Source organism: Pseudomonas capeferrum (assembly GCF_000731675.1).
Taxonomy (GTDB): Bacteria; Pseudomonadota; Gammaproteobacteria; order Pseudomonadales; family Pseudomonadaceae; genus Aquipseudomonas; species Aquipseudomonas capeferrum.
Genome location: NZ_JMIT01000003.1, coordinates 119858 through 137761, shown reverse-complemented (window position 1 = coordinate 137761; position 17904 = coordinate 119858). Strand labels below are relative to the sequence as shown.

Genomic DNA, 17904 nt, shown 5'->3' with positions numbered 1-17904 from the left:
TCCGTGTCTTAAGGTCGCGAGCCGCCACGTTCACTGATACGGGGCCATGCTGGCAGCGTGCAGGTCTTCCACGGCGCACGCCTTGTGCAAGGTCACGGGCGTCAGGCGCCGCTATCCGCTTCCAGCAACGTGAACAGGCGGTACAGCACCACAGTACTGAACAGCTGCAAGAAGCCGCTCAGGCTGTCCATGGCCAGTTCCATGCCGGGGGCTGGCTCCGGGAAGGCCATCAGCAACAGCCCGTCGATCAGCCAGATCGGCGCCAGCACGCCCAGCACGCAGATCATGATGCGCATGAAGTGGCCGGTGGTCATCCGCGCGCTTTCGCGCATCGCCTGCACCACCGGCAGGCCACGCAGCACCAGCAGGTATTCGGCGAACACCAGGTTGATCATGATCCACACGCCCGGGAAGATGAACAGCGCCAGGCCCGCCATGATCAGCAGTGAGCTGATCAGAATCAGCAGGGCCAGTTGCGGCCACAGTTGCAGGGCGCGGGCGAACAGGTCGCGCTTGGCGATGTCCTGGCCGTTGCTGCGGGTGTCGAGATAAAGGATCAGCGCCGCGCTGTACAACGGGTAGAACAGCAGGCTGACCAGCATGCCGTAAGCCGGCGACGCCTGGTCGCCCAACTGCCGGTACAGCAGCTGGGTGATCAAGGCTTCAAGCACCACCAGCGGCAGGCACAGCTGGAGAATGTTTGGCAGGTGGCGGCGGAAGAAGTACAGGGAGTCGCGCAGAACGCTCAGCGGATTCATCGGTCAACATCGCATGGCAGTAAAAGCAGGGGCCTAACTTTAGCCCAAAGCGGGCGCGCAGCTGTCACTTGCTGAAAAAAGTTTCACCGCCGTGGTGATTGAATCCCATGCCTGCACCCCCCATCTTTGACGCTGTCCGTTGTCCCGCTTCCCCACGAGGTCGCCTCATGAACACTGAAGAACAAACCCTGATCGATAGCCTGTTCGGCCGCATCAAGCAAGCTGAAGACCCAAGCCAGCCCCGCGATGCCCAGGCCCAGGCGTGCATCGAGGAACACCTGCGTCAGCAGCCGGCGGCGCCGTATTACATGGCCCAGGCGATCCTGGTTCAGGAAGCTGCGCTCAAGCGCCTGGACGAGCAGAACAAGCAACTCGAAGCGGAGCTCAAGCAGGCCCGCGCCCAAGCCGAAGCCAGCCGTGCGGGTAGCAACGCCCCGAGCAACAGCGGCGGTGGTTTTCTGTCGAGCATCTTTGGTTCGGGCGGGCGCAGTGCGCCACCGGCGGTGCAACCGCAGCGGCCTTCGGCGCCTGTTTCTGCCGGCGGTGGCTGGCGTGAACCGTCTGCGCCGGGCTTTAACCAGCAGCCTGCGCAGCAACAGCAGCAAGGCTTCGGCGCAGCCCCGGCGCGGGGTGGCGCCAGCAGCTTCCTGGGTGGCGCGATGCAGACTGCTGCCGGTGTGGCAGGCGGGGTGTTGCTGGCGCAAGGTATCAGCAGCCTGTTCAACCACAACTCACAGCCCGAGGAAGTGGCCGAGGTGATCAAGGAAGAACCGACCCCTGCCAGCGACAGCGGTGGCTGGAATGACCAAGGGGGGCAGCAGCAAGTGGCCGACAACGGCGGCTGGGGCAATGACCAGGGCGGTTACGCCGATACCGATTATGGCAGTGATGATGGGGGCTTCTTCTCCGACGACGATTCCTACGTCTGACGGGTCTGGCATACTGCTGGCATTTTGGGGCTGCAGGGCAGCCCCGAATTCCATCAGATGAAGGGGTTCCAGGTGAAAAAGATCGCGTTGTTCGCCGACGTGCAGAACCTCTACTACACCGTGCGCCAGGCGCACGGTTGTCATTTCAACTACGCCGCGCTGTGGGCCGAGGTCAGCCGTGAAGGGCAGATCGTCGAGGCCGTGGCCTATGCCATCGACCGCGGTGACAGCAAGCAGCAGCAGTTTCAGCAAATTTTGCGCAACCTGGGTTTCGAGGTACGCCTGAAACCGTTCATCCAGCGCAGCGATGGCTCGGCCAAAGGTGACTGGGATGTGGGCATCACCCTGGATGTGATCGATGCGGCCAGCCGCGTGGACCAGGTGGTGCTGGCCTCGGGTGATGGTGACTTCGACCTGTTGCTGGAGCGGGTCATCCAGCGTCACGGTGCTGAAGCGGTGGTGTATGGCGTGCCTGGGCTTACTGCGATGTCACTGATCCGCGCTGCGAGCCGGTATGTGCCTATTGAGGGGCGGTTGTTGTTGCGTCATTGAGGGGTTCGCCATTACATCTTCAGCGCCCATAAGATCGAGCGCCGCCCGCGCGGCGCTTCGCGGGGCAAGCCCGCTCCCACATCTATTTCGGGCCAATGAAAACCAGTACCAGCGCGCGACCGCCTTGTTTGTCGACTCGATATTGAGGCGGGCACTAAAAGGGCGCGCGCCAATGCATCAGGCATCACTGGCCCGAAATAGATGTGGGAGCGGGCTTGCCCCGCGAAGCGCCGCGCGGGCGGCGCTCGATCTCACAGGCGCTGAAAACCTACCGTCAAACTCGCTCCCCCCACCAAGTGTGCCGCTCATTTATTCTGGTTTTGTAACTTATTAATGCTCGGTGGCCTTTCTAAACTAAGCCACCCGTAAACGGATTTTGAGTAACCTTGCCATGCCTGCCTCCCGTCGCTTCCCGCTGCTGCTTATCGGCGCCTTTATGGCCCTGTATCTGGTCTGGGGGTCCACTTATCTGTTCATTCGCATTGGCGTCGAGTCCTGGCCACCGATGCTCATGGCGGGGGTGCGCTTTCTGATCGCCGGGGGCTTGCTGTACGGCTTCCTGCGCTGGCGGGGTGTGCCGGCGCCGACCTGGCCGCAATGGCGGGCGGCGGGGGCAATCGGCTTTCTGCTGCTCAGCTGCGGCAATGGCGGTGTGACCGTGGCCGAGCACGCCGGTGTCGCCTCAGGCGTGGCGGCGCTGGCGGTGGCGACGGTGCCGCTGTTCACCCTGGTGTTCGGCTTGCTGTTCGGTCACCGTAATTCGCGGCTCGAGTGGGCGGGCATCGGCCTTGGGCTGGTCGGTATCGGCCTGCTCAACCTCGGCTCCAACTTGCAGGCAAGCCCGGTTGGCGCAGCACTGATTCTGTTTGCGGCGGCGTCGTGGGCATTCGGTTCGGTGTGGAGCAAGAGCTTGCCGTTGCCCCAGGGGCCTATGGCCAGTGCCGCCGAAATGCTGGTGGGCGGGGTAGTGTTGCTGCTGGGCAGCGTGGTGTCGGGCGAGCGCATGACCCAGATGCCGACCGCCGCCGGTTGGGGCGCGCTGGCCTACCTGGTGTTCTTCGGCTCGATCCTCGCGTTCAGTGCCTACATGTACCTGCTCAAGCATGTACGCCCGGCAGCCGCGACCAGCTATGCCTACGTCAACCCGGCGGTGGCGGTGCTGTTGGGTATCGTCTTCGCCGGTGAGCAGATCGGCGCCGAAGAATGCGTGGCCATGGCAGTCATCATTGGCGCAGTGGTGCTGATTGGCCTGCCGCAGTGGCGCAAGGCACCACAACCTGCGCAACCGCTGAAGGGCGAAATCTGCAAGTAAGCGGGGGTGTTGCGGTAAACTTGCCGCCTTCGCTGAACCCCCTGACGGTATTGCCATGAATTTCGCCAAACTCGGCCTGATCGAACCCTTGCTGCGTACCCTGCAGCAGCTGGACTACACCACCCCGACCCCGGTCCAGGCCCAGGCCATCCCTGCCGTGCTGGCCGGCCGCGACCTGATGGCCGCAGCCCAGACCGGCACCGGCAAGACCGCAGGCTTCGCCCTGCCGGTGCTGCAGCGCCTGGCGCTGGAAGGTGAGAAGGTTGCCAGCAACTCGATCCGCGCGCTGGTGCTGGTACCCACCCGCGAGCTGGCCGAGCAGGTGCACAACAACGTGCGCGAATATGCCGAGAACCTGCCGCTGAGCACCTATGCGGTGTACGGCGGCGTCAGTATCAACCCGCAGATGATGCGCCTGCGCCGTGGCGTCGACCTGCTGGTGGCAACCCCAGGTCGCTTGCTCGACCTGTTCCGCCAGAACGCCGTGAAGTTCAACCAGGTGCAGACCCTGGTGCTTGACGAAGCCGACCGCATGCTCGACCTGGGCTTTGCCGAAGAGCTGCAGTCGGTGTACGCCGCGCTGCCGCGCAAGCGCCAGACGTTGCTGTTTTCCGCGACCTTCTCGGACCAGATCCGGGTGCTCGCCGGCCTGGCCCTGAACGACCCGCTGAGCATCGAAGTCAGCCCGCGCAACGCCGCCGCCTCCACCGTCAAGCAGTGGCTGGTGCCTGTGGACAAGAAGCGCAAGGCCGACCTGTTCTGCCACTTGCTGCGCAAGCAGCGCTGGAGCCAGGTGCTGGTGTTCGCCAAGACCCGCAACGGTGTCGACCAGTTGGTAGAGCGCTTGCTCAGCGAAGGTATCAACGCCGATGGCATCCATGGCGACCGCCCGCAAGCGACGCGCCAGCGTGCCCTGGATACCTTCAAGGCGCGTGAGATCCAGGTATTGGTGGCAACCGATGTGGCCGCACGCGGGCTGGACATCGACGATCTGCCGCTGGTGGTCAACCTCGACCTGCCGATTGTCGCCGAAGATTACGTGCACCGTATCGGCCGCACGGGGCGTGCTGGCAACAAAGGTGAGGCGATTTCGCTGGTGTGTGCCGACGAAGTGCAGATGTTGGCGTCGATCGAGACGCTGATTCGCCAGACTTTGCCGCGGCACGAAGAGCCGGACTTCATCCCTGAGCACCGGGTGCCGATGACCGATGCCAGTGGGCAGGTGATCAAGAAGCCGAAGAAGGCCAAGAAGCCGAAAGAGAACAGCGCCAAGCGTGGCCTGGGGCGCTGGATGGACAGTGCCGAGGCGGCTAGCCCGGCGCCAGCTGTTAAAGCGGTGCGTAAGGTGCCTAGCTTCAATGGCGGACCGCGTAAGCGTAAGCCTTGAGCTAGCGGCGGCTCTGTGGGCGCGGGCTTGCCCCGCGAACACCGGCGAAGCCGGTGCCAGGCACTACGTGCCTCTATTCGTGGAACAAGCCCGCCACCCAATCCGCCGCTGCCCGCCCGGCCCGCAACCCACTGGCAAAGCACGCCGTCAGCAGATAACCCCCCGTCGGCGCCTCCCAGTCCAGCATCTCGCCGGCACAGAACACCCCCGGCAGCGCCTTGACCATCAACCCCGCATCCAGCCCCTCGAAGCGCACCCCACCGGCACTGCTGATCGCTTCATCCAGCGGCCTGGCGCGCACCAAGGTAATCGGCAACGCCTTGATCGCCCGAGCCAGCGCTTGCGGATCGGCGAAGGTCGCCTGGTCCGTCAACTCCCGCAACAAGCCTGCCTTGACCCCGTCGATACCCAGCTGGCTGTGCAGGTGCTTGGCCATCGAGCGTGAACCACGCGGCCTGGCCAACGCTTCAGCAATTTTATCCACAGGCCGGTCTGGCAACAGATCCAGCAGCAGCACCCCGCGGCCCTCGCGGTTGATGGCCTCGCGCACTAGCGCCGACCAGGCGTACACCAGGCTGCCTTCGACCCCTTGCGCAGTGAGAATGAACTCGCCCTTGCGCGGCAGGCTGCCCGGCACGCTGAGGGCAATGTTCTTCAGCGGTGCGCCGGCAAACTTGTCCTTGAGCAAGGTGCTCCAGCCTTCGACTTCAAACCCACAGTTGCTCGGCTGCAAGGGCGAGATATCCACAGCCCGCTCAGCCAGCAGTGGTTGCCACGCACCGTCTGAACCCAGGCGCGCCCAACTGCCCCCACCCAGCGCAAGCACCACGGCTGCCGCTTTCACCCGTCGTTCACCCTGTGGATAAGCGATCCGCAGGCTGCCATCGTCATGCCAGCCCAGCCAGCGATGGCGGGTGTGGATAACTACGCCGCTGTCGCGCAGACGCTTGAGCCAGGCGCGCAGCAGCGGGGCGGCTTTCATGTCGCGAGGGAATACCCTGCCCGAGGTGCCGACGAAGGTTTCGATACCCAGGCCGTGAATCCACTGGCGCAGGGCTTGGGCATCGAAGTTGCGCAGCAGGGCGTCGATCTCGCCCTGGCGTTCGGCGTAGCGCGCGACGAAAGCGGGGTAGGGCTCGGAATGGGTGATGTTCATGCCGCCGACACCGGCCAGCAGGAACTTGCGGCCTACCGAGGGCATGGCATCGAACACCTCGACCGCCAAGCCCGCCTGGGCCAGCGCTTCGGCGGCCATCAGGCCGGCGGGGCCGCCACCGATGACGGCGACAAGGGGAGGGGATGAAGGGCGTAGATCGGGCATGGGCGGCGGCAGGCTGTGGAAAAGAGTGCGCATTCTAGCGCAGCCGGCCCTGCGGAAGCACTGGTCAAAAAATGATCAGATCTTTGCAGGGCACGCAGGCAAAGGGCTGCAGCAGCTTTCGCGCAGCTTATCCACAGGCGGTTCCACAGTCATTGTGAACAACTGATGACCTTCGCCGCGCTGTGATGGAGGATGCCATGGCGCCGCGCCAAGGCTGCGCGGTCCTTGCTGTAGCCACCGCCGATCACCCCCACCACCGGGATATCGCGGCCCAGGCAATGGCGCATGACCCTTTCGTCGCGGGCCGCCAGGCCTTCGTCGGTCAGTTGCAGGTAGCCCAGGGCGTCGTCCTTGTGCACATCCACGCCGGCGTCGTACAGCACCAGGTCGGGTTGGTACAGCGGCAGCAGGTAGTTGAGGGCATCGTCCACGACCTTGAGGTAGGCGGCGTCGCCCATGCCGCGGGGCAGGGGGATGTCCCAGTCGCTCTGCGCCTTGCGGGCCGGGAAGTTCTGTTCACAGTGCAGGGACACGGTGATCGCGTCGGGTGTGTCCTGGAGGATGCGCGCGGTGCCGTCGCCCTGGTGCACGTCGCAGTCGAAGATCAGCACCCGGTGCACCCGCCCGGCCTCCAGCAGGTAGCGGCTGATCACGGCCAGGTCGTTGAAGATGCAGAAGCCGGCGGGGTGATCGTAATGGGCGTGGTGGGTGCCGCCGGCCAGGTGGCAGGCGATGCCGTGCTCTAGGGCTAATTCGGCGCACAGCAGCGAGCCGCCCACGGCGCGCACGGTGCGCCGGGCCAGCGCCTCGCTCCAGGGCAGGCCGAGGCGGCGCTGGTCCTCGCGGGACAGGTCGCCGTTCATGTAGCGCTCGATGTAACCGCGGTCGTGGGCCAGGGCCAGGATGTCGTTGGGGCAGATCTGCGGGCGCAACAGGTCCTGGTCGCGGGTCAGGCCGCTGTCGACCAGGTGGTCGCGCAGCAGGCGAAACTTGTCCATCGGGAAGCGGTGGTCGGCGGGGAACGCCGGGCTGTAGTCATCGTGGTAGATCAGCGGCAACGGCATGGTGGGTTCGCATTCGGGGCCAGTGTTGATCTTGCCAGTTCTTGGGCGGTTGGTGCTATTGCCCGTGGGAGCGGGCTTGCCCCGCGAAGCGCCGCGCGGGCGGCGCTCGATCTCACTGGGTTAAACCTTCGCCCGCGCCTACGCTGTAAACTGCAAGACAGCAAAACCGGAGCACACCCCATGACCCCCATCCCCCAACTGGAAAGCGCACGGCTGGTGCTGCGCCAATGGCATGACGACGACCTGCGCGAGTTCGCCGCGCTGTGCGCCGACCCTCAGGTGATGCGCTACTTCCCGGCGCCGCTGACGCGCCTGGAGGCGGCTGCGCTGATCGGGCGTATCCGTGGCCACTTCAATGAGTACGGGTTCGGCCTGTGGGCGCTGGAGCGCAAGGACAGCGGCGCGTTCATCGGCATGACCGGGCTGTTGCACGTCAGCTTCGATGCCGACTTTGCGCCTGCAGTGGAAATCGGCTGGCGCCTGGCGCGGCGCCACTGGGGCCTGGGCTTTGCCAGCGAGGCCGCCTGGACGTGCCTGCGTTGTGCCTTTGCCCAATTGCGCCTGGATGAGGTGGTGTCGTTCACTAGCGAGAGCAACTTGCCCTCGCAAAAGGTCATGCAGGCCGTTGGCATGCTGCAAGACCCGAGCGGCAGTTTCGAACACCCGCGCCTGCCGGCCGGCCACCCGTTGCGCCCGCATGTGCTGTACCGCATCGACCGTGCACACTGGGAGCAGACCCTGCGTGGCTGAATGGATGGCCATGCGCGGTGCGAATGACAAACCCTGTATCATTTGCCTTCATGAAAGTGCTGTAGAGCCGTGATGCCTTGCTAGGAGAACCCCCGATGAGTCATGTGTTGGACGACCTGGTCGACCTGTTGAGCCTCGAGTCCATCGAGGAGAACCTGTTCCGTGGACGCAGCCAGGACCTGGGCTTCCGCCAGCTGTACGGCGGGCAGGTGCTGGGCCAGTCATTGTCGGCGGCCAGCCAGACGGTCGAGGACGCGCGCCACGTGCATTCGTTGCATGGCTACTTCCTGCGCCCTGGCGATGCCAGCTTGCCGGTGGTCTATTCGGTAGACCGGGTACGTGACGGTGGCAGCTTCAGCACCCGGCGGGTGACCGCGATTCAGAAGGGCCACACTATCTTCACCTGCAGCGCGTCGTTCCAGTACGACGAAGAGGGCTTTGAGCACCAGGCGCAGATGCCGGATGTGGTCGGCCCGGAAAACCTGCCCAGCGAAGTCGAACTGGCCAGTGCCATGGCCGAGCACCTGCCCGAACGCATCCGCGACAAGGTGTTGTGCGCCAAGCCGATCGAAATCCGCCCGGTCACAGAGCGCGACCCGTTCAACCCCAAGCCGGGTGACCCGGTGAAGTACGCCTGGTTCCGTGCCGACGGCAACCTGCCGGACGTGCCAGCGCTGCACAAGTACCTGCTGGCCTATGCCTCTGACTTCGGCCTGCTGACCACCGCGCTGCTGCCCCATGGCAAATCGGTGTGGCAGCGCGACATGCAGATCGCCAGCCTCGATCATTCGCTGTGGTTCCATGGCAACCTGCGTGCAGACGAGTGGTTGCTGTACGCCACCGACAGCCCTTGGGCCGGCAATGCCCGCGGCTTCTGCCGGGGCAGTATCTTCAACCAGGCCGGGCAGCTGGTGGCATCGTCGTGCCAGGAAGGCCTCATTCGTCATCGCAAGGACTGGGCATGAACCTGAGCGAAGTGCGTAACTGGGTGTTCGACATGGACGGCACCCTGACCGTGGCGGTGCACGATTTTGCGGCAATCCGCGAAGCGCTGGAGATCCCGGCCGAGCACGACATCCTGACCCACCTGGCGGCGTTGCCGGCGGCGCAAGCGGCGGCCAAGCACGCCTGGCTGCTGGAGCATGAACGCGACCTGGCGCTGGCCTCGACGGCAGCGACGGGCGCGGTGGAACTGGTGCGCGAGCTGGCCGAGCGCGGCTGCCGGCTGGCGATCCTGACCCGCAATGCCCGCGAGCTTGCGCATGTCACACTAGAGGCCATCGGCCTGGCTGACTGCTTCGCGGTGGAGCATATTCTTGGCCGTGACGAGGCCGCGCCCAAGCCTAGCCCGGACGGCCTTTTGAAAATTGCCGGGGCATGGGGCGTGGCACCCCGCGAGCTGGTAATGGTCGGTGACTACCGCTTCGACCTGGATTGCGGGCGCGCGGCCGGGGCACGGACCATACTGGTCAACCTGCCGGACAACCCGTGGCCGCAATTGACCGATTGGCATGCGGCGGATTGCCGGGCGTTGCGGGTGATGCTCGGCTGATCGTTGGTGTTGGCAAGCTGCCTGCGCGGACTATGCTGAACCGAAATTTTTCCCTTGATGGAGACCCAGCCATGAGCAGCAAGGCCATCTACGTCCAACCTGGCGGCGGCTACGCCAACGTCCAGGTCGGCACCTGCGAGGCGCTTGCGCCACAGGCCGGCGAAATCACCGTGCGTTTGCACGCCAGTTCCCTCAACTACCACGACTTCGCCGTGGTCAGCGGCATGTGGGGGCCGAGCGAGCGGCGCATTCCCATGGCCGACGGTGCCGGTGAAGTGACGGCGGTGGGGGCCGGCGTCAGCGAATTCCAGGTGGGTGACAACGTTGTCAGCACCTTCTTCCCCGACTGGCTCGACGGCCAGGCCAATGTCGAAGGGTTTGCCCGGGTGCCCGGTGATGGCCTGGATGGCTACGCCCGTGCGCAGGTCACCGCGCGTGCCACGTCCTTCACCCTGGCGCCCAAGGGTTACAGCCACGCCGAAGCGGCCACGCTGACCACCGCAGGCCTTACCGCCTGGCGTGCCTTGATGAGCGACGACCACCTCAAGCCCGGCGATACCGTGCTGGTGCAGGGCACGGGTGGGGTGTCGATATTCGCCTTGCAGTTCGCCAAGCTGGCGGGTGCGACGGTGATCGCCACGTCGTCCAGCGATGCCAAGCTCGAGCGCCTCAAGGCCCTGGGCGCCGACCACCTGATCAACTACAAGAGCACCCCGGCCTGGGGCGAGAAGGTGCGTGAGCTTACCGGCAATCGCGGTGTCGACCATGTGATCGAAGTCGGCGGCCCGGCGACCCTGGAGCAATCGATGATTGCCGCGCGTATCGGCGGGCATGTGTCGTTGATCGGTATCCTTACCGGGGTGGCAGGGCAGTTGCCGCTGGTGCAGGCGCTGGTGCGGCAGATCCGCTTGCAGGGCGTGCTGGTCGGCAGCCGGGCTCAGCAGCAGGCAATGGTGCGGGCGATCGATGCCAATGGCTTGCGGCCGGTGGTGGACAAACACTTCGAGCTGGAGCAGATCGTCGATGCCTTCCGCTACCAGGAGAGCAACAAGCATTTCGGCAAGATCTGCCTGACCTGGTAGTTGCTGCGCCGACAAGGCGTTTGTAACGAGCGACCTACAACCCGATACATTCCCGCACATGGGTAGCACCAGGCGGCTGGCTAGAATGCCCCGCTTCTGATGCGACTGATTCTCTTGAAGAGGATGCCCCCCATGTGCGTACTTCCCCGCCTCTGGCAGCGCTTGCTGCCTTTTCTGTTGTCGATGGCGTTCATCCAGACCGCCAGTGCCGTGCAAGCCACCGATGTGCTGGGGCGCAAAGTCGAGCTCGACCATGCGCCCCAGCGCATCGTGCTCGGCGAGGGCCGGTTGTTCTTCGCCCTGGCACTGCTCGACCGCGACAACCCCTTCCAGCGCGTGGTGGGTTGGCAGAACGACATGCGCCTGCTCGACCCCCACACCTATGCGGTGTATGCGCAAAAGTACCCGCAGATCACCCAGTTGCCGCTGATCGGCCAGGCCACCGAGCAAAGCGTCAGCGCTGAACAGATTCTCGCGCTTAAGCCCGACCTGGCGATCTTCAGCATTGCCGGCGAGGGCCCGACCCAGCACAGCCCGGTGGCAGACCTGCTGGCCAAAGCCGGCGTACCGGTGCTGTTCATCGACTTTCGTGTACACCCCATCCGCAATACCCGGGTCAGCATGCAAGCGCTGGGCACGCTGCTCGGTCGCGAGGCCCAGGCCCAGCAATACCTGAGCCTGTATGACCGCCACCTGAAGCGGGTGACCGAGGGCGTGGCCGGCCTGCCGGACAACGCGCGGCCCAAGGTCTTCCTCGAACTGTTGGCCGGGGTCTGGCAGGCGCCTGGGCACACCACCGGCAAGAGCGGCCTGGGCAGCGTGGTCGAGGCCGTGGGCGGGCATAATATTGGTGCCGATGTGGTGCCGGGCGCGCTCGGCGATGTGAGCGTCGAATACGTGCTGCAGGCCGACCCTGATGTGTATATCGCCACCGGCAACCGCGCACCCGGCGTGCTGCTGGGGGCTGGGGTGTCGCTCGATACCGCGCGCCAGAGCCTGGCCAAGATCACCGCACGGCCGGAATTCGCGCCGCTGCGGCCAATCCAGGCGGGCCAGGCGCATGGCCTGTGGCATGACTTCTACAATTCGCCGTTCAACATCCTCGCCATCGAAGCCATGGCCCGCTGGGTACACCCCGAGCGCTTCGAGGGCCTCGACCCGCAGGCGACCCTGGCCGAGATCAACCAGCTGCTCAAGGTCGGCCTGGACGGCCAGTACTGGGTCGACGCCAAGTGACTGCACTGGCTCAGGATGGCGCCGCACTGGCCGCCTGGCACTATCGCCGGCTGCTGTGGCGGCGCGGGTTGCTGGTAGCGGGGCTGGCGCTGTTGCTGCTGGTGACGGTGCTGGGCGACCTGGCCAGTGGCGCCTCGGGCATGAGCCTGGGGCGTTTGCTGCAGGGCATTTTCGAGCCGACCACGCTCAGTGCCACCGAGCGGGTGATCATCTGGAACGTGCGCCTGCCGTACGCGTTGATGGCGGTACTGGTGGGGGCGGCGCTGTCGCTGGCCGGTGCCGAGATGCAGGCGATCCTCGACAACCCGCTGGCCAGCCCCTTCACCCTGGGGGTGTCGTCGTCTGCTGCGCTGGGCGCTTCGCTGGCGATTGCCTACCCGCTCGGGGTTGCCTGGCTGGCGCCGAGCGCCCAGGTGACAGTGATGGCGTTTGCCTTCGCCTGCCTGTCGGTGGTGCTGCTGCAGATGATGTCGCGCCTGCGCGGTGCCGGTGTGCAGAGCCTGGTGCTGTTTGGCATCGCCTTGGTGTTCAGTTGCAACGCGCTGGTGTCGCTGCTGCAATTGCTGGCCACCGAAGACGTGCTGCAGCAACTGGTGTTCTGGACCTTGGGCAGCCTGGCGCGGGCCGACTGGCACAAGCTTGGCCTGCTGGCTCTGGTGCTGGCGGTGCTGCTGCCGTTTTCGCTGCGCGCCGCGCCAGCGATGACCTTGCTGCGTATGGGCGAGGACCGCGCGCGCAGCTTTGGTGTGGACACCCGGCGCCTGCGCCTGGCCTCGTTGCTGCGCATCAGCCTGCTGTCGGCCACTGCGGTGGCGTTTGTCGGCACCATTGGCTTCGTCGGCCTGGTCGGGCCGCACATCGCGCGTTTGCTGGTGGGTGAGGACCAGCGGTTTCTGTTTCCGGCCAGTGCGCTGGTGGGCGCACTGATGCTGTCGTTGTCGTCGCTCGCCAGCAAGTTGCTGCTCCCTGGCGTGATCGTGCCGGTGGGCATCGTCACGGCCTTGGTGGGTGTGCCGGTGTTCGTGGTGCTGGTGTTTCGACGGGGGAGAAGCCTGTGAGCCTGTCGATCGATCATCTTTGCGTTGCCTACGGCGCACGGCAGATTCTGCATGGGGTGACGCTGCCTGCGTTGCCGGCGGGTAGCCTGGTGGCGCTGGTCGGCCCCAACGGCGCGGGCAAGTCCACACTGCTGCGGGCCTTGGCCGGGCTGGAGCGAATGCAGGGCACACTGCGCCTGGATGGCCAGGATGTGACGCGGCTGGGCTTTGCCGAGCGCGCCCGGCGTCTGGCCTACATGCCGCAACAGCTGCCGCCGGGGCTTGCCTTGGGCGTGCTGGAAAGCATCGTTGCGGCGTTGCGTGTCGGCGGCAGTGACGACCTCCTCAGCCATGCCTTTGAGGCGTTGCGGCAGTTGGGCATCGAGGGCCTGGCCGAGCGCTCGCTCGACAGCCTGTCGGGTGGCCAGCGGCAGTTGGTGGCGCTGGCGCAGTTGCTGGCGCGCAATCCGCAGGTACTGCTGCTGGATGAGCCGACCAGTGCGCTGGACCTGCACTACCAGTTGCGGGTGATGGGCGCGGTGCGTGAGCGGGTAGTGGCGCATCGGCTGCTGGCGGTGGCGGTGCTGCATGACATCAACCTGGCGGCCAGCCAGGCCGATTGCCTGGTGGTGTTGCGCGAGGGCAGGGTGGTCGCCTGTGGGGCGCCTGCGGATGTGCTGAAACCGGCGATGCTGGCCGAGGTGTATGGGGTCGAGGCGCGGGTCGAGCAGTGCTCGCAGGGGCGCTTGCAGGTGTTGGTGGATCGGGCGCTGGCCTGACGCCCGGCCTGCGGTTTGTAGGAGCGGCCTTGCGTCGCGAAAGGGGTGCGCAGCAGCCCCAGGTTCTATGTCACAGCAGAGATTGCCGGGGGCGCTGCGCACCCCTTTCGCGACGCAAGGCCGCTCCTACAAAGGCCCGCAAGGTGGTTTCCACAAGGTCATTCGGGCAGCAATCTGTCGCGGCTGTTGGACAGGTGCAGGCACATCGCCGCCCGCGCTGCATCTGGGTCCTGGCGGCGGATGGCATTGAGAATCGCCTCATGCTCCAGGTTGGCCAGGTACGCATGCCGGGCCAACCTGGCCCCGGCACGTTCGGCCAGGGCCATGCGGTTACGTGGGATCAGGCCGCTGCCAAGCTGCACCATCATTTCGCTGAAATACAGGTTGCCGGTGGCCTCGGCGATCAACAGGTGGAAGCGCCGGTCAGCCTCGATGCAACTGTCGCCGGCGGCCGCCAGGTCTTGATAGTCGTCCAGCGCCTGGCGCATGCGTGCCACGTGCCCGTCGTTGCGGCGCACCGCGGCGAGGGCGGCGGCCTGGCCTTCGAGGCCGATGCGCAGCTCCAGCAGGTCGCGCACGCTGGCGGCGTTTTCTGCGCCAACGCGCAGGCCTGCCTGGGGCTGGCGCTCGATCACGAATGTACCGATACCGTGGCGGGGCTCCACCAGCCCTGAGGCCTGCAACTTCGACAAGGCTTCGCGCACCACAGTGCGGCTGACCCCATGCTCGCGCACCAGGGTGTTTTCCGAGGGCAACTTGTCGCCGGGTTTGAACGTACCCAGCAAAATCTGCTGGGTCAGGCTGGAAACCAGGTCGTGGGCGCGGCTGTGGCCGCGAACACGGGTGGGTGCTGTGTCCATGGTGGGCTCGGTGTTATCGGTTGGCTTGTACGACAAGTTAATTCATAAAAATAATTTCTGCTGGTTTTTAGTCTGCTGAAGCCAGCGCTGTGCGCAGTTGTTTTTGAAAGATCGCAGCATTTTCGCATTATGGCAGCTTGTATTTTGGCTTTTTGGCGACTTTATCGATCTTGTCGTACAACTTCGCGAAGCCTATGCTCCCCCCACTGTCATGTCAGACAACCCGCATAAAAACAACTAGTGGGAGACCCGCAAAGTGAACGACACCCTCGCTCCGCCTGCCTGCAATGGCGGCGACACACTGGCCAGCGCCGTGGCCAAGGTCAAACGCCATGTGCTGCCGCTGTTCGTCATCATGTTCATCGTCAACTACCTCGACCGCGTCAACATCGGCTTCGTCCGCCCCCACCTTGAAAGCGACCTGGGCATCAGTGCGGCGGCCTATGGGTTTGGCGCCGGGCTGTTCTTCATCGGCTATGCACTGTTCGAAGTGCCCTCCAACATGCTGCTGCAGCGTGTCGGCGCTCGGCTGTGGCTGACCCGCATCATGTTCACTTGGGGGCTGGTGGCCACGGCCATGGCCTTCGTCCAGACCGAAACCCAGTTCTATGTGCTGCGGTTTCTGCTGGGCGTTGCCGAGGCCGGGTTCTTCCCCGGGGTGATCTACTACTTCACCCGCTGGTTGCCAGGCGCCGAGCGCGGCAAGGCGATTGCCATCTTCCTCAGCGGTTCGGCGCTGGCCTCGCTGATCTCCGGCCCGCTGGCCGGCGCGTTGATGCAGATTCAGGGGCTGGGCTTGCACGGCTGGCAGTGGATGCTGTTCATCGAAGGCATGGCGTCGGTGACGCTGTGCTTCTTCGTGTTCTTCTGGCTCGACTCCAAGCCGCAGGATGCCAAGTGGTTGAGCCAGGCCGAGCAGGCGGCGCTGGTGCAGGCCATCGACAGCGAGCAACGTCAGCGTGAGGCGGTCGGCGCGGTCAAGCTTTCTGCCTGGAGCCTGCTCAAGGATCGCCAGATCGTGCTGTTCTGCCTGATCTACTTCTGCATCCAGTTGACCATCTATGCCGCGACCTTCTGGTTGCCGAGCATCATCAAGCGCATGGGCGACCTCAGCGACCTGCAAGTCGGCTTTTTCAACTCGATCCCCTGGCTGATCTCGATTCTGGCCATGTACGCCTTCGCTTCCGGTTCCAGCCGCTGGAAGTTCCAGCAGGCCTGGGTGGCCGCCGCGTTGGTGATCGCCGCCATCGGCATGTTCATGTCCACCACCGGTGGCCCAGTGTTCGCCTTCGTCGCCATCTGTTTTGCCGCCATCGGGTTCAAGTCGGCCTCGTCACTGTTCTGGCCGATCCCCCAGGGCTACCTGGACGCGCGCATCGCGGCGGCCGTGATCGCGCTGATCAACTCGGTCGGCAACCTCGGCGGCTTCGTCGCGCCCACCACCTTCGGCCTGCTCGAACAACAGACCGGCTCGATCCAGGGCGGCCTGTACGCCTTGGCGGTGACGTCGGTGCTGGCGGCGATCGCCGTGTTCTTCGTCCGCACCCGCCCCAAGGGCGCCCCTTCCGATGAGCTCAAGGCACCTTCGGCCCTGGGCCAGACCCACTGATGACTGCGAGATAAAAACCATGAACATGCAGACGACACCCGCCGTGCACTCCGCCACCCCCGTGGTCACCGACCTGCGCGTGATCCCAGTGGCCGGCCACGACAGCATGCTGCTCAACCTCAGTGGCGCCCATGGCCCGTACTTCACCCGCAACGTGGTGGTGCTGCGCGACAGCGCGGGCAACACCGGCCTGGGCGAAGTGCCGGGTGGCGAGATGATCCGCCAGACCCTGGAAGACGCCCGCAACCTGGTAGTCGGTCAGCCCATTGGCCATTACCAGCGCGTGCTCAATGCCATGCGCCAGGCGTTCGCCAACCGCGATGCCGGCGGCCGCGGGTTACAGACCTTCGACCTGCGCATCGCCGTGCATGCGGTCACCGCCGTCGAGTCGGCCTTGCTCGACTTGCTCGGCCAGCACTTGCACGTGCCCATGGCCGCGCTGCTGGGTGAAGGGCAGCAACGTGAAGCGGTGAAGATGCTGGGTTACCTGTTCTACATCGGCGACCGCCAGCAGACCGACCTGGCCTACCGCGCCGAGGCCGATGCCGACAACGACTGGTTCCGCCTGCGCCATGAGCCGGCGCTGACGCCCGAAGCCGTCGTGCGCCTGGCCGAAGCCGCCCGCCAGCGCTATGGCTTCAGCGACTTCAAGCTCAAAGGTGGCGTACTGCGCGGCGAGGAAGAAATGGAGGCGGTGACCGCCCTGGCCGAGCGCTTCCCCGATGCACGCATCACCCTCGACCCGAACGGCGCCTGGTCACTCAAAGAGGCCATTGCCCTGTGCCGTGACAAGCACGACGTGCTGGCCTATGCCGAAGACCCTTGCGGTGCCGAGAACGGTTACTCGGGCCGTGAGGTGATGGCCGAGTTCCGCCGCGCCACTGGGTTGCCCACCGCCACCAACATGATCGCCACCGACTGGCGGCAGATGGGCCATGCGATCCAGTTGCAATCCGTGGACATCCCCCTGGCCGACCCGCACTTCTGGACCTTGCAGGGCTCGGTACGGGTGGCGCAGATGTGCCATGACTGGGGGCTGACCTGGGGCTCGCACTCCAACAACCATTTCGATATCTCCCTGGCCATGTTCACTCAGGTGGCCGCAGCGGCGCCGGGCGAGATCACCGCCATCGATACCCACTGGATCTGGCAGGACGGCCAACGCCTGACGCGTGAGCCGCTGCGCATCGTCGATGGCCAGGTGCGCGTGCCTGCGCGGCCGGGGCTAGGGGTGGAGATCGATGAGGACCAGTTGGCCAAGGCGCATGAGTGCTACTGCAACATGGGGCTCGGCGCGCGCGATGACAGCGTGGCGATGCAGTTTCTGATACCGGGCTGGCGCTTCGACAACAAGCGGCCTTGCCTGGTGCGCTGAGTCACGGCGGTTCGTTACCCCGATAAACCCGCTCCCGCTTGGGAGCGGGTTTTTTCATGCATGGCCGATACACACCCAAATGAAAAACGATAGCTCCAGACGGCCGGATGGCGCGTTTGGACATGCCAATCGCGACATCTGACGGGAATGGAAAAGCGTTGTCGTGATCGCACACCTGCGGGACGTTCTCGTGTAATTTTCCTACGCCTTACGGGGCTTAAATGAACCCCGAATTCCACTGATGTGTTGCTCAGAAAGCGTGCAAAAGGTCAACAACAGCGCGTGAGCGACGTGTCATTTC

At 65.0% G+C, this 17904-nt stretch carries 17 protein-coding genes; 13 read left to right on the top strand and 4 right to left on the bottom strand.

All coding sequences use genetic code 11. From position 1 onward, the window contains the following. Positions 1 to 101: 101 nt before the first annotated feature. Positions 102 to 758, bottom strand: a complete 657-nt coding sequence (locus PC358_RS18290) for a YciC family protein (RefSeq protein WP_033701684.1) — start codon at positions 756 to 758, stop codon at positions 102 to 104. Between the two features lie 167 nt (positions 759 to 925). On the opposite strand from PC358_RS18290, the gene PC358_RS18285 reads away from it, so the two are divergent. From PC358_RS18285 to PC358_RS18270, 4 genes are all read left to right on the top strand, one after another. Then, the gene (locus tag PC358_RS18285) at positions 926 to 1687 is read left to right on the top strand and encodes a DUF2076 domain-containing protein (RefSeq protein WP_033701683.1); all 762 of its coding nucleotides are present in this window, start codon (positions 926 to 928) and stop codon (positions 1685 to 1687) included. Between the two features lie 57 nt (positions 1688 to 1744). After that, positions 1745 to 2239: an NYN domain-containing protein gene (locus tag PC358_RS18280; protein ID WP_156311438.1), complete on the top strand. Its 495-nt coding sequence runs from the start codon at positions 1745 to 1747 to the stop codon at positions 2237 to 2239. Between the two features lie 391 nt (positions 2240 to 2630). Beyond that, positions 2631 to 3551 (top strand): drug/metabolite exporter YedA, encoded by a 921-nt coding sequence (gene yedA / locus PC358_RS18275; protein ID WP_033701682.1) that lies wholly within the window; start codon positions 2631 to 2633, stop codon positions 3549 to 3551. Positions 3552 to 3606: 55 nt separating this feature from the next. Continuing rightward, positions 3607 to 4938 carry an RNA helicase RhlE1 gene (locus PC358_RS18270; protein ID WP_033701681.1) on the top strand — a complete coding sequence of 444 codons (1332 nt, stop codon included), beginning with the start codon at positions 3607 to 3609 and terminating at the stop codon, positions 4936 to 4938. A gap of 73 nt (positions 4939 to 5011) precedes the next feature. Here PC358_RS18270 and PC358_RS18265 read toward each other — a convergent pair whose 3' ends face one another. Together PC358_RS18265 and PC358_RS18260 are read right to left on the bottom strand one after the other, a co-directional pair. Next, positions 5012 to 6259, bottom strand: a complete 1248-nt coding sequence (locus PC358_RS18265) for a TIGR03862 family flavoprotein (RefSeq protein ID WP_033701680.1) — start codon at positions 6257 to 6259, stop codon at positions 5012 to 5014. A gap of 149 nt (positions 6260 to 6408) precedes the next feature. Next, positions 6409 to 7323, bottom strand: coding sequence for a histone deacetylase family protein (locus PC358_RS18260; protein ID WP_033701679.1), 915 nt, complete (start codon positions 7321 to 7323; stop codon positions 6409 to 6411). A gap of 180 nt (positions 7324 to 7503) precedes the next feature. On the opposite strand from PC358_RS18260, the gene PC358_RS18255 reads away from it, so the two are divergent. The 7 genes from PC358_RS18255 (at position 7504) to PC358_RS18225 (ending at position 13759) form a co-directional block, all read left to right on the top strand. Beyond that, complete coding sequence (locus PC358_RS18255) at positions 7504 to 8073, top strand: GNAT family N-acetyltransferase (protein ID WP_033701678.1); 570 nt, start codon at positions 7504 to 7506, stop codon at positions 8071 to 8073. Positions 8074 to 8168: 95 nt separating this feature from the next. Further along, on the top strand, positions 8169 to 9038 hold the full coding sequence (gene tesB, locus PC358_RS18250; RefSeq protein WP_033701677.1) for an acyl-CoA thioesterase II: 870 nt from the start codon (positions 8169 to 8171) through the stop codon (positions 9036 to 9038). After that, complete coding sequence (locus PC358_RS18245) at positions 9035 to 9625, top strand: HAD family hydrolase (protein WP_033701675.1); 591 nt, start codon at positions 9035 to 9037, stop codon at positions 9623 to 9625. Before tesB ends, PC358_RS18245 begins: the two co-directional genes overlap by 4 nt. Before the next feature lie 71 nt (positions 9626 to 9696). Then, positions 9697 to 10707, top strand: a complete 1011-nt coding sequence (locus PC358_RS18240; protein ID WP_033701674.1) for a zinc-dependent alcohol dehydrogenase family protein — start codon at positions 9697 to 9699, stop codon at positions 10705 to 10707. 132 nt (positions 10708 to 10839) lie between these two features. After that, the gene (locus PC358_RS18235) at positions 10840 to 11943 is read left to right on the top strand and encodes an ABC transporter substrate-binding protein (RefSeq protein WP_033701673.1); all 1104 of its coding nucleotides are present in this window, start codon (positions 10840 to 10842) and stop codon (positions 11941 to 11943) included. Continuing rightward, positions 11940 to 13001, top strand: coding sequence for a FecCD family ABC transporter permease (locus tag PC358_RS18230; protein WP_033701672.1), 1062 nt, complete (start codon positions 11940 to 11942; stop codon positions 12999 to 13001). Before PC358_RS18235 ends, PC358_RS18230 begins: the two co-directional genes overlap by 4 nt. After that, positions 12998 to 13759, top strand: coding sequence for an ABC transporter ATP-binding protein (locus tag PC358_RS18225; RefSeq protein ID WP_033701670.1), 762 nt, complete (start codon positions 12998 to 13000; stop codon positions 13757 to 13759). The genes PC358_RS18230 and PC358_RS18225 overlap by 4 nt, the downstream gene beginning before the upstream one ends. 158 nt (positions 13760 to 13917) lie before the next feature. On the opposite strand, the gene PC358_RS18220 is transcribed toward PC358_RS18225, so the two are convergent. After that, complete coding sequence (locus PC358_RS18220; protein ID WP_033702574.1) at positions 13918 to 14619, bottom strand: FadR/GntR family transcriptional regulator; 702 nt, start codon at positions 14617 to 14619, stop codon at positions 13918 to 13920. 256 nt (positions 14620 to 14875) lie between these two features. Between PC358_RS18220 and PC358_RS18215 the strand changes: the two genes are divergently transcribed. Next, positions 14876 to 16228: an MFS transporter gene (locus PC358_RS18215; protein ID WP_033701668.1), complete on the top strand. Its 1353-nt coding sequence runs from the start codon at positions 14876 to 14878 to the stop codon at positions 16226 to 16228. A gap of 19 nt (positions 16229 to 16247) precedes the next feature. Then, positions 16248 to 17603, top strand: coding sequence for a glucarate dehydratase (gudD, locus tag PC358_RS18210; protein ID WP_033701667.1), 1356 nt, complete (start codon positions 16248 to 16250; stop codon positions 17601 to 17603). The last annotated feature ends 301 nt before the right edge of the window (positions 17604 to 17904 follow it).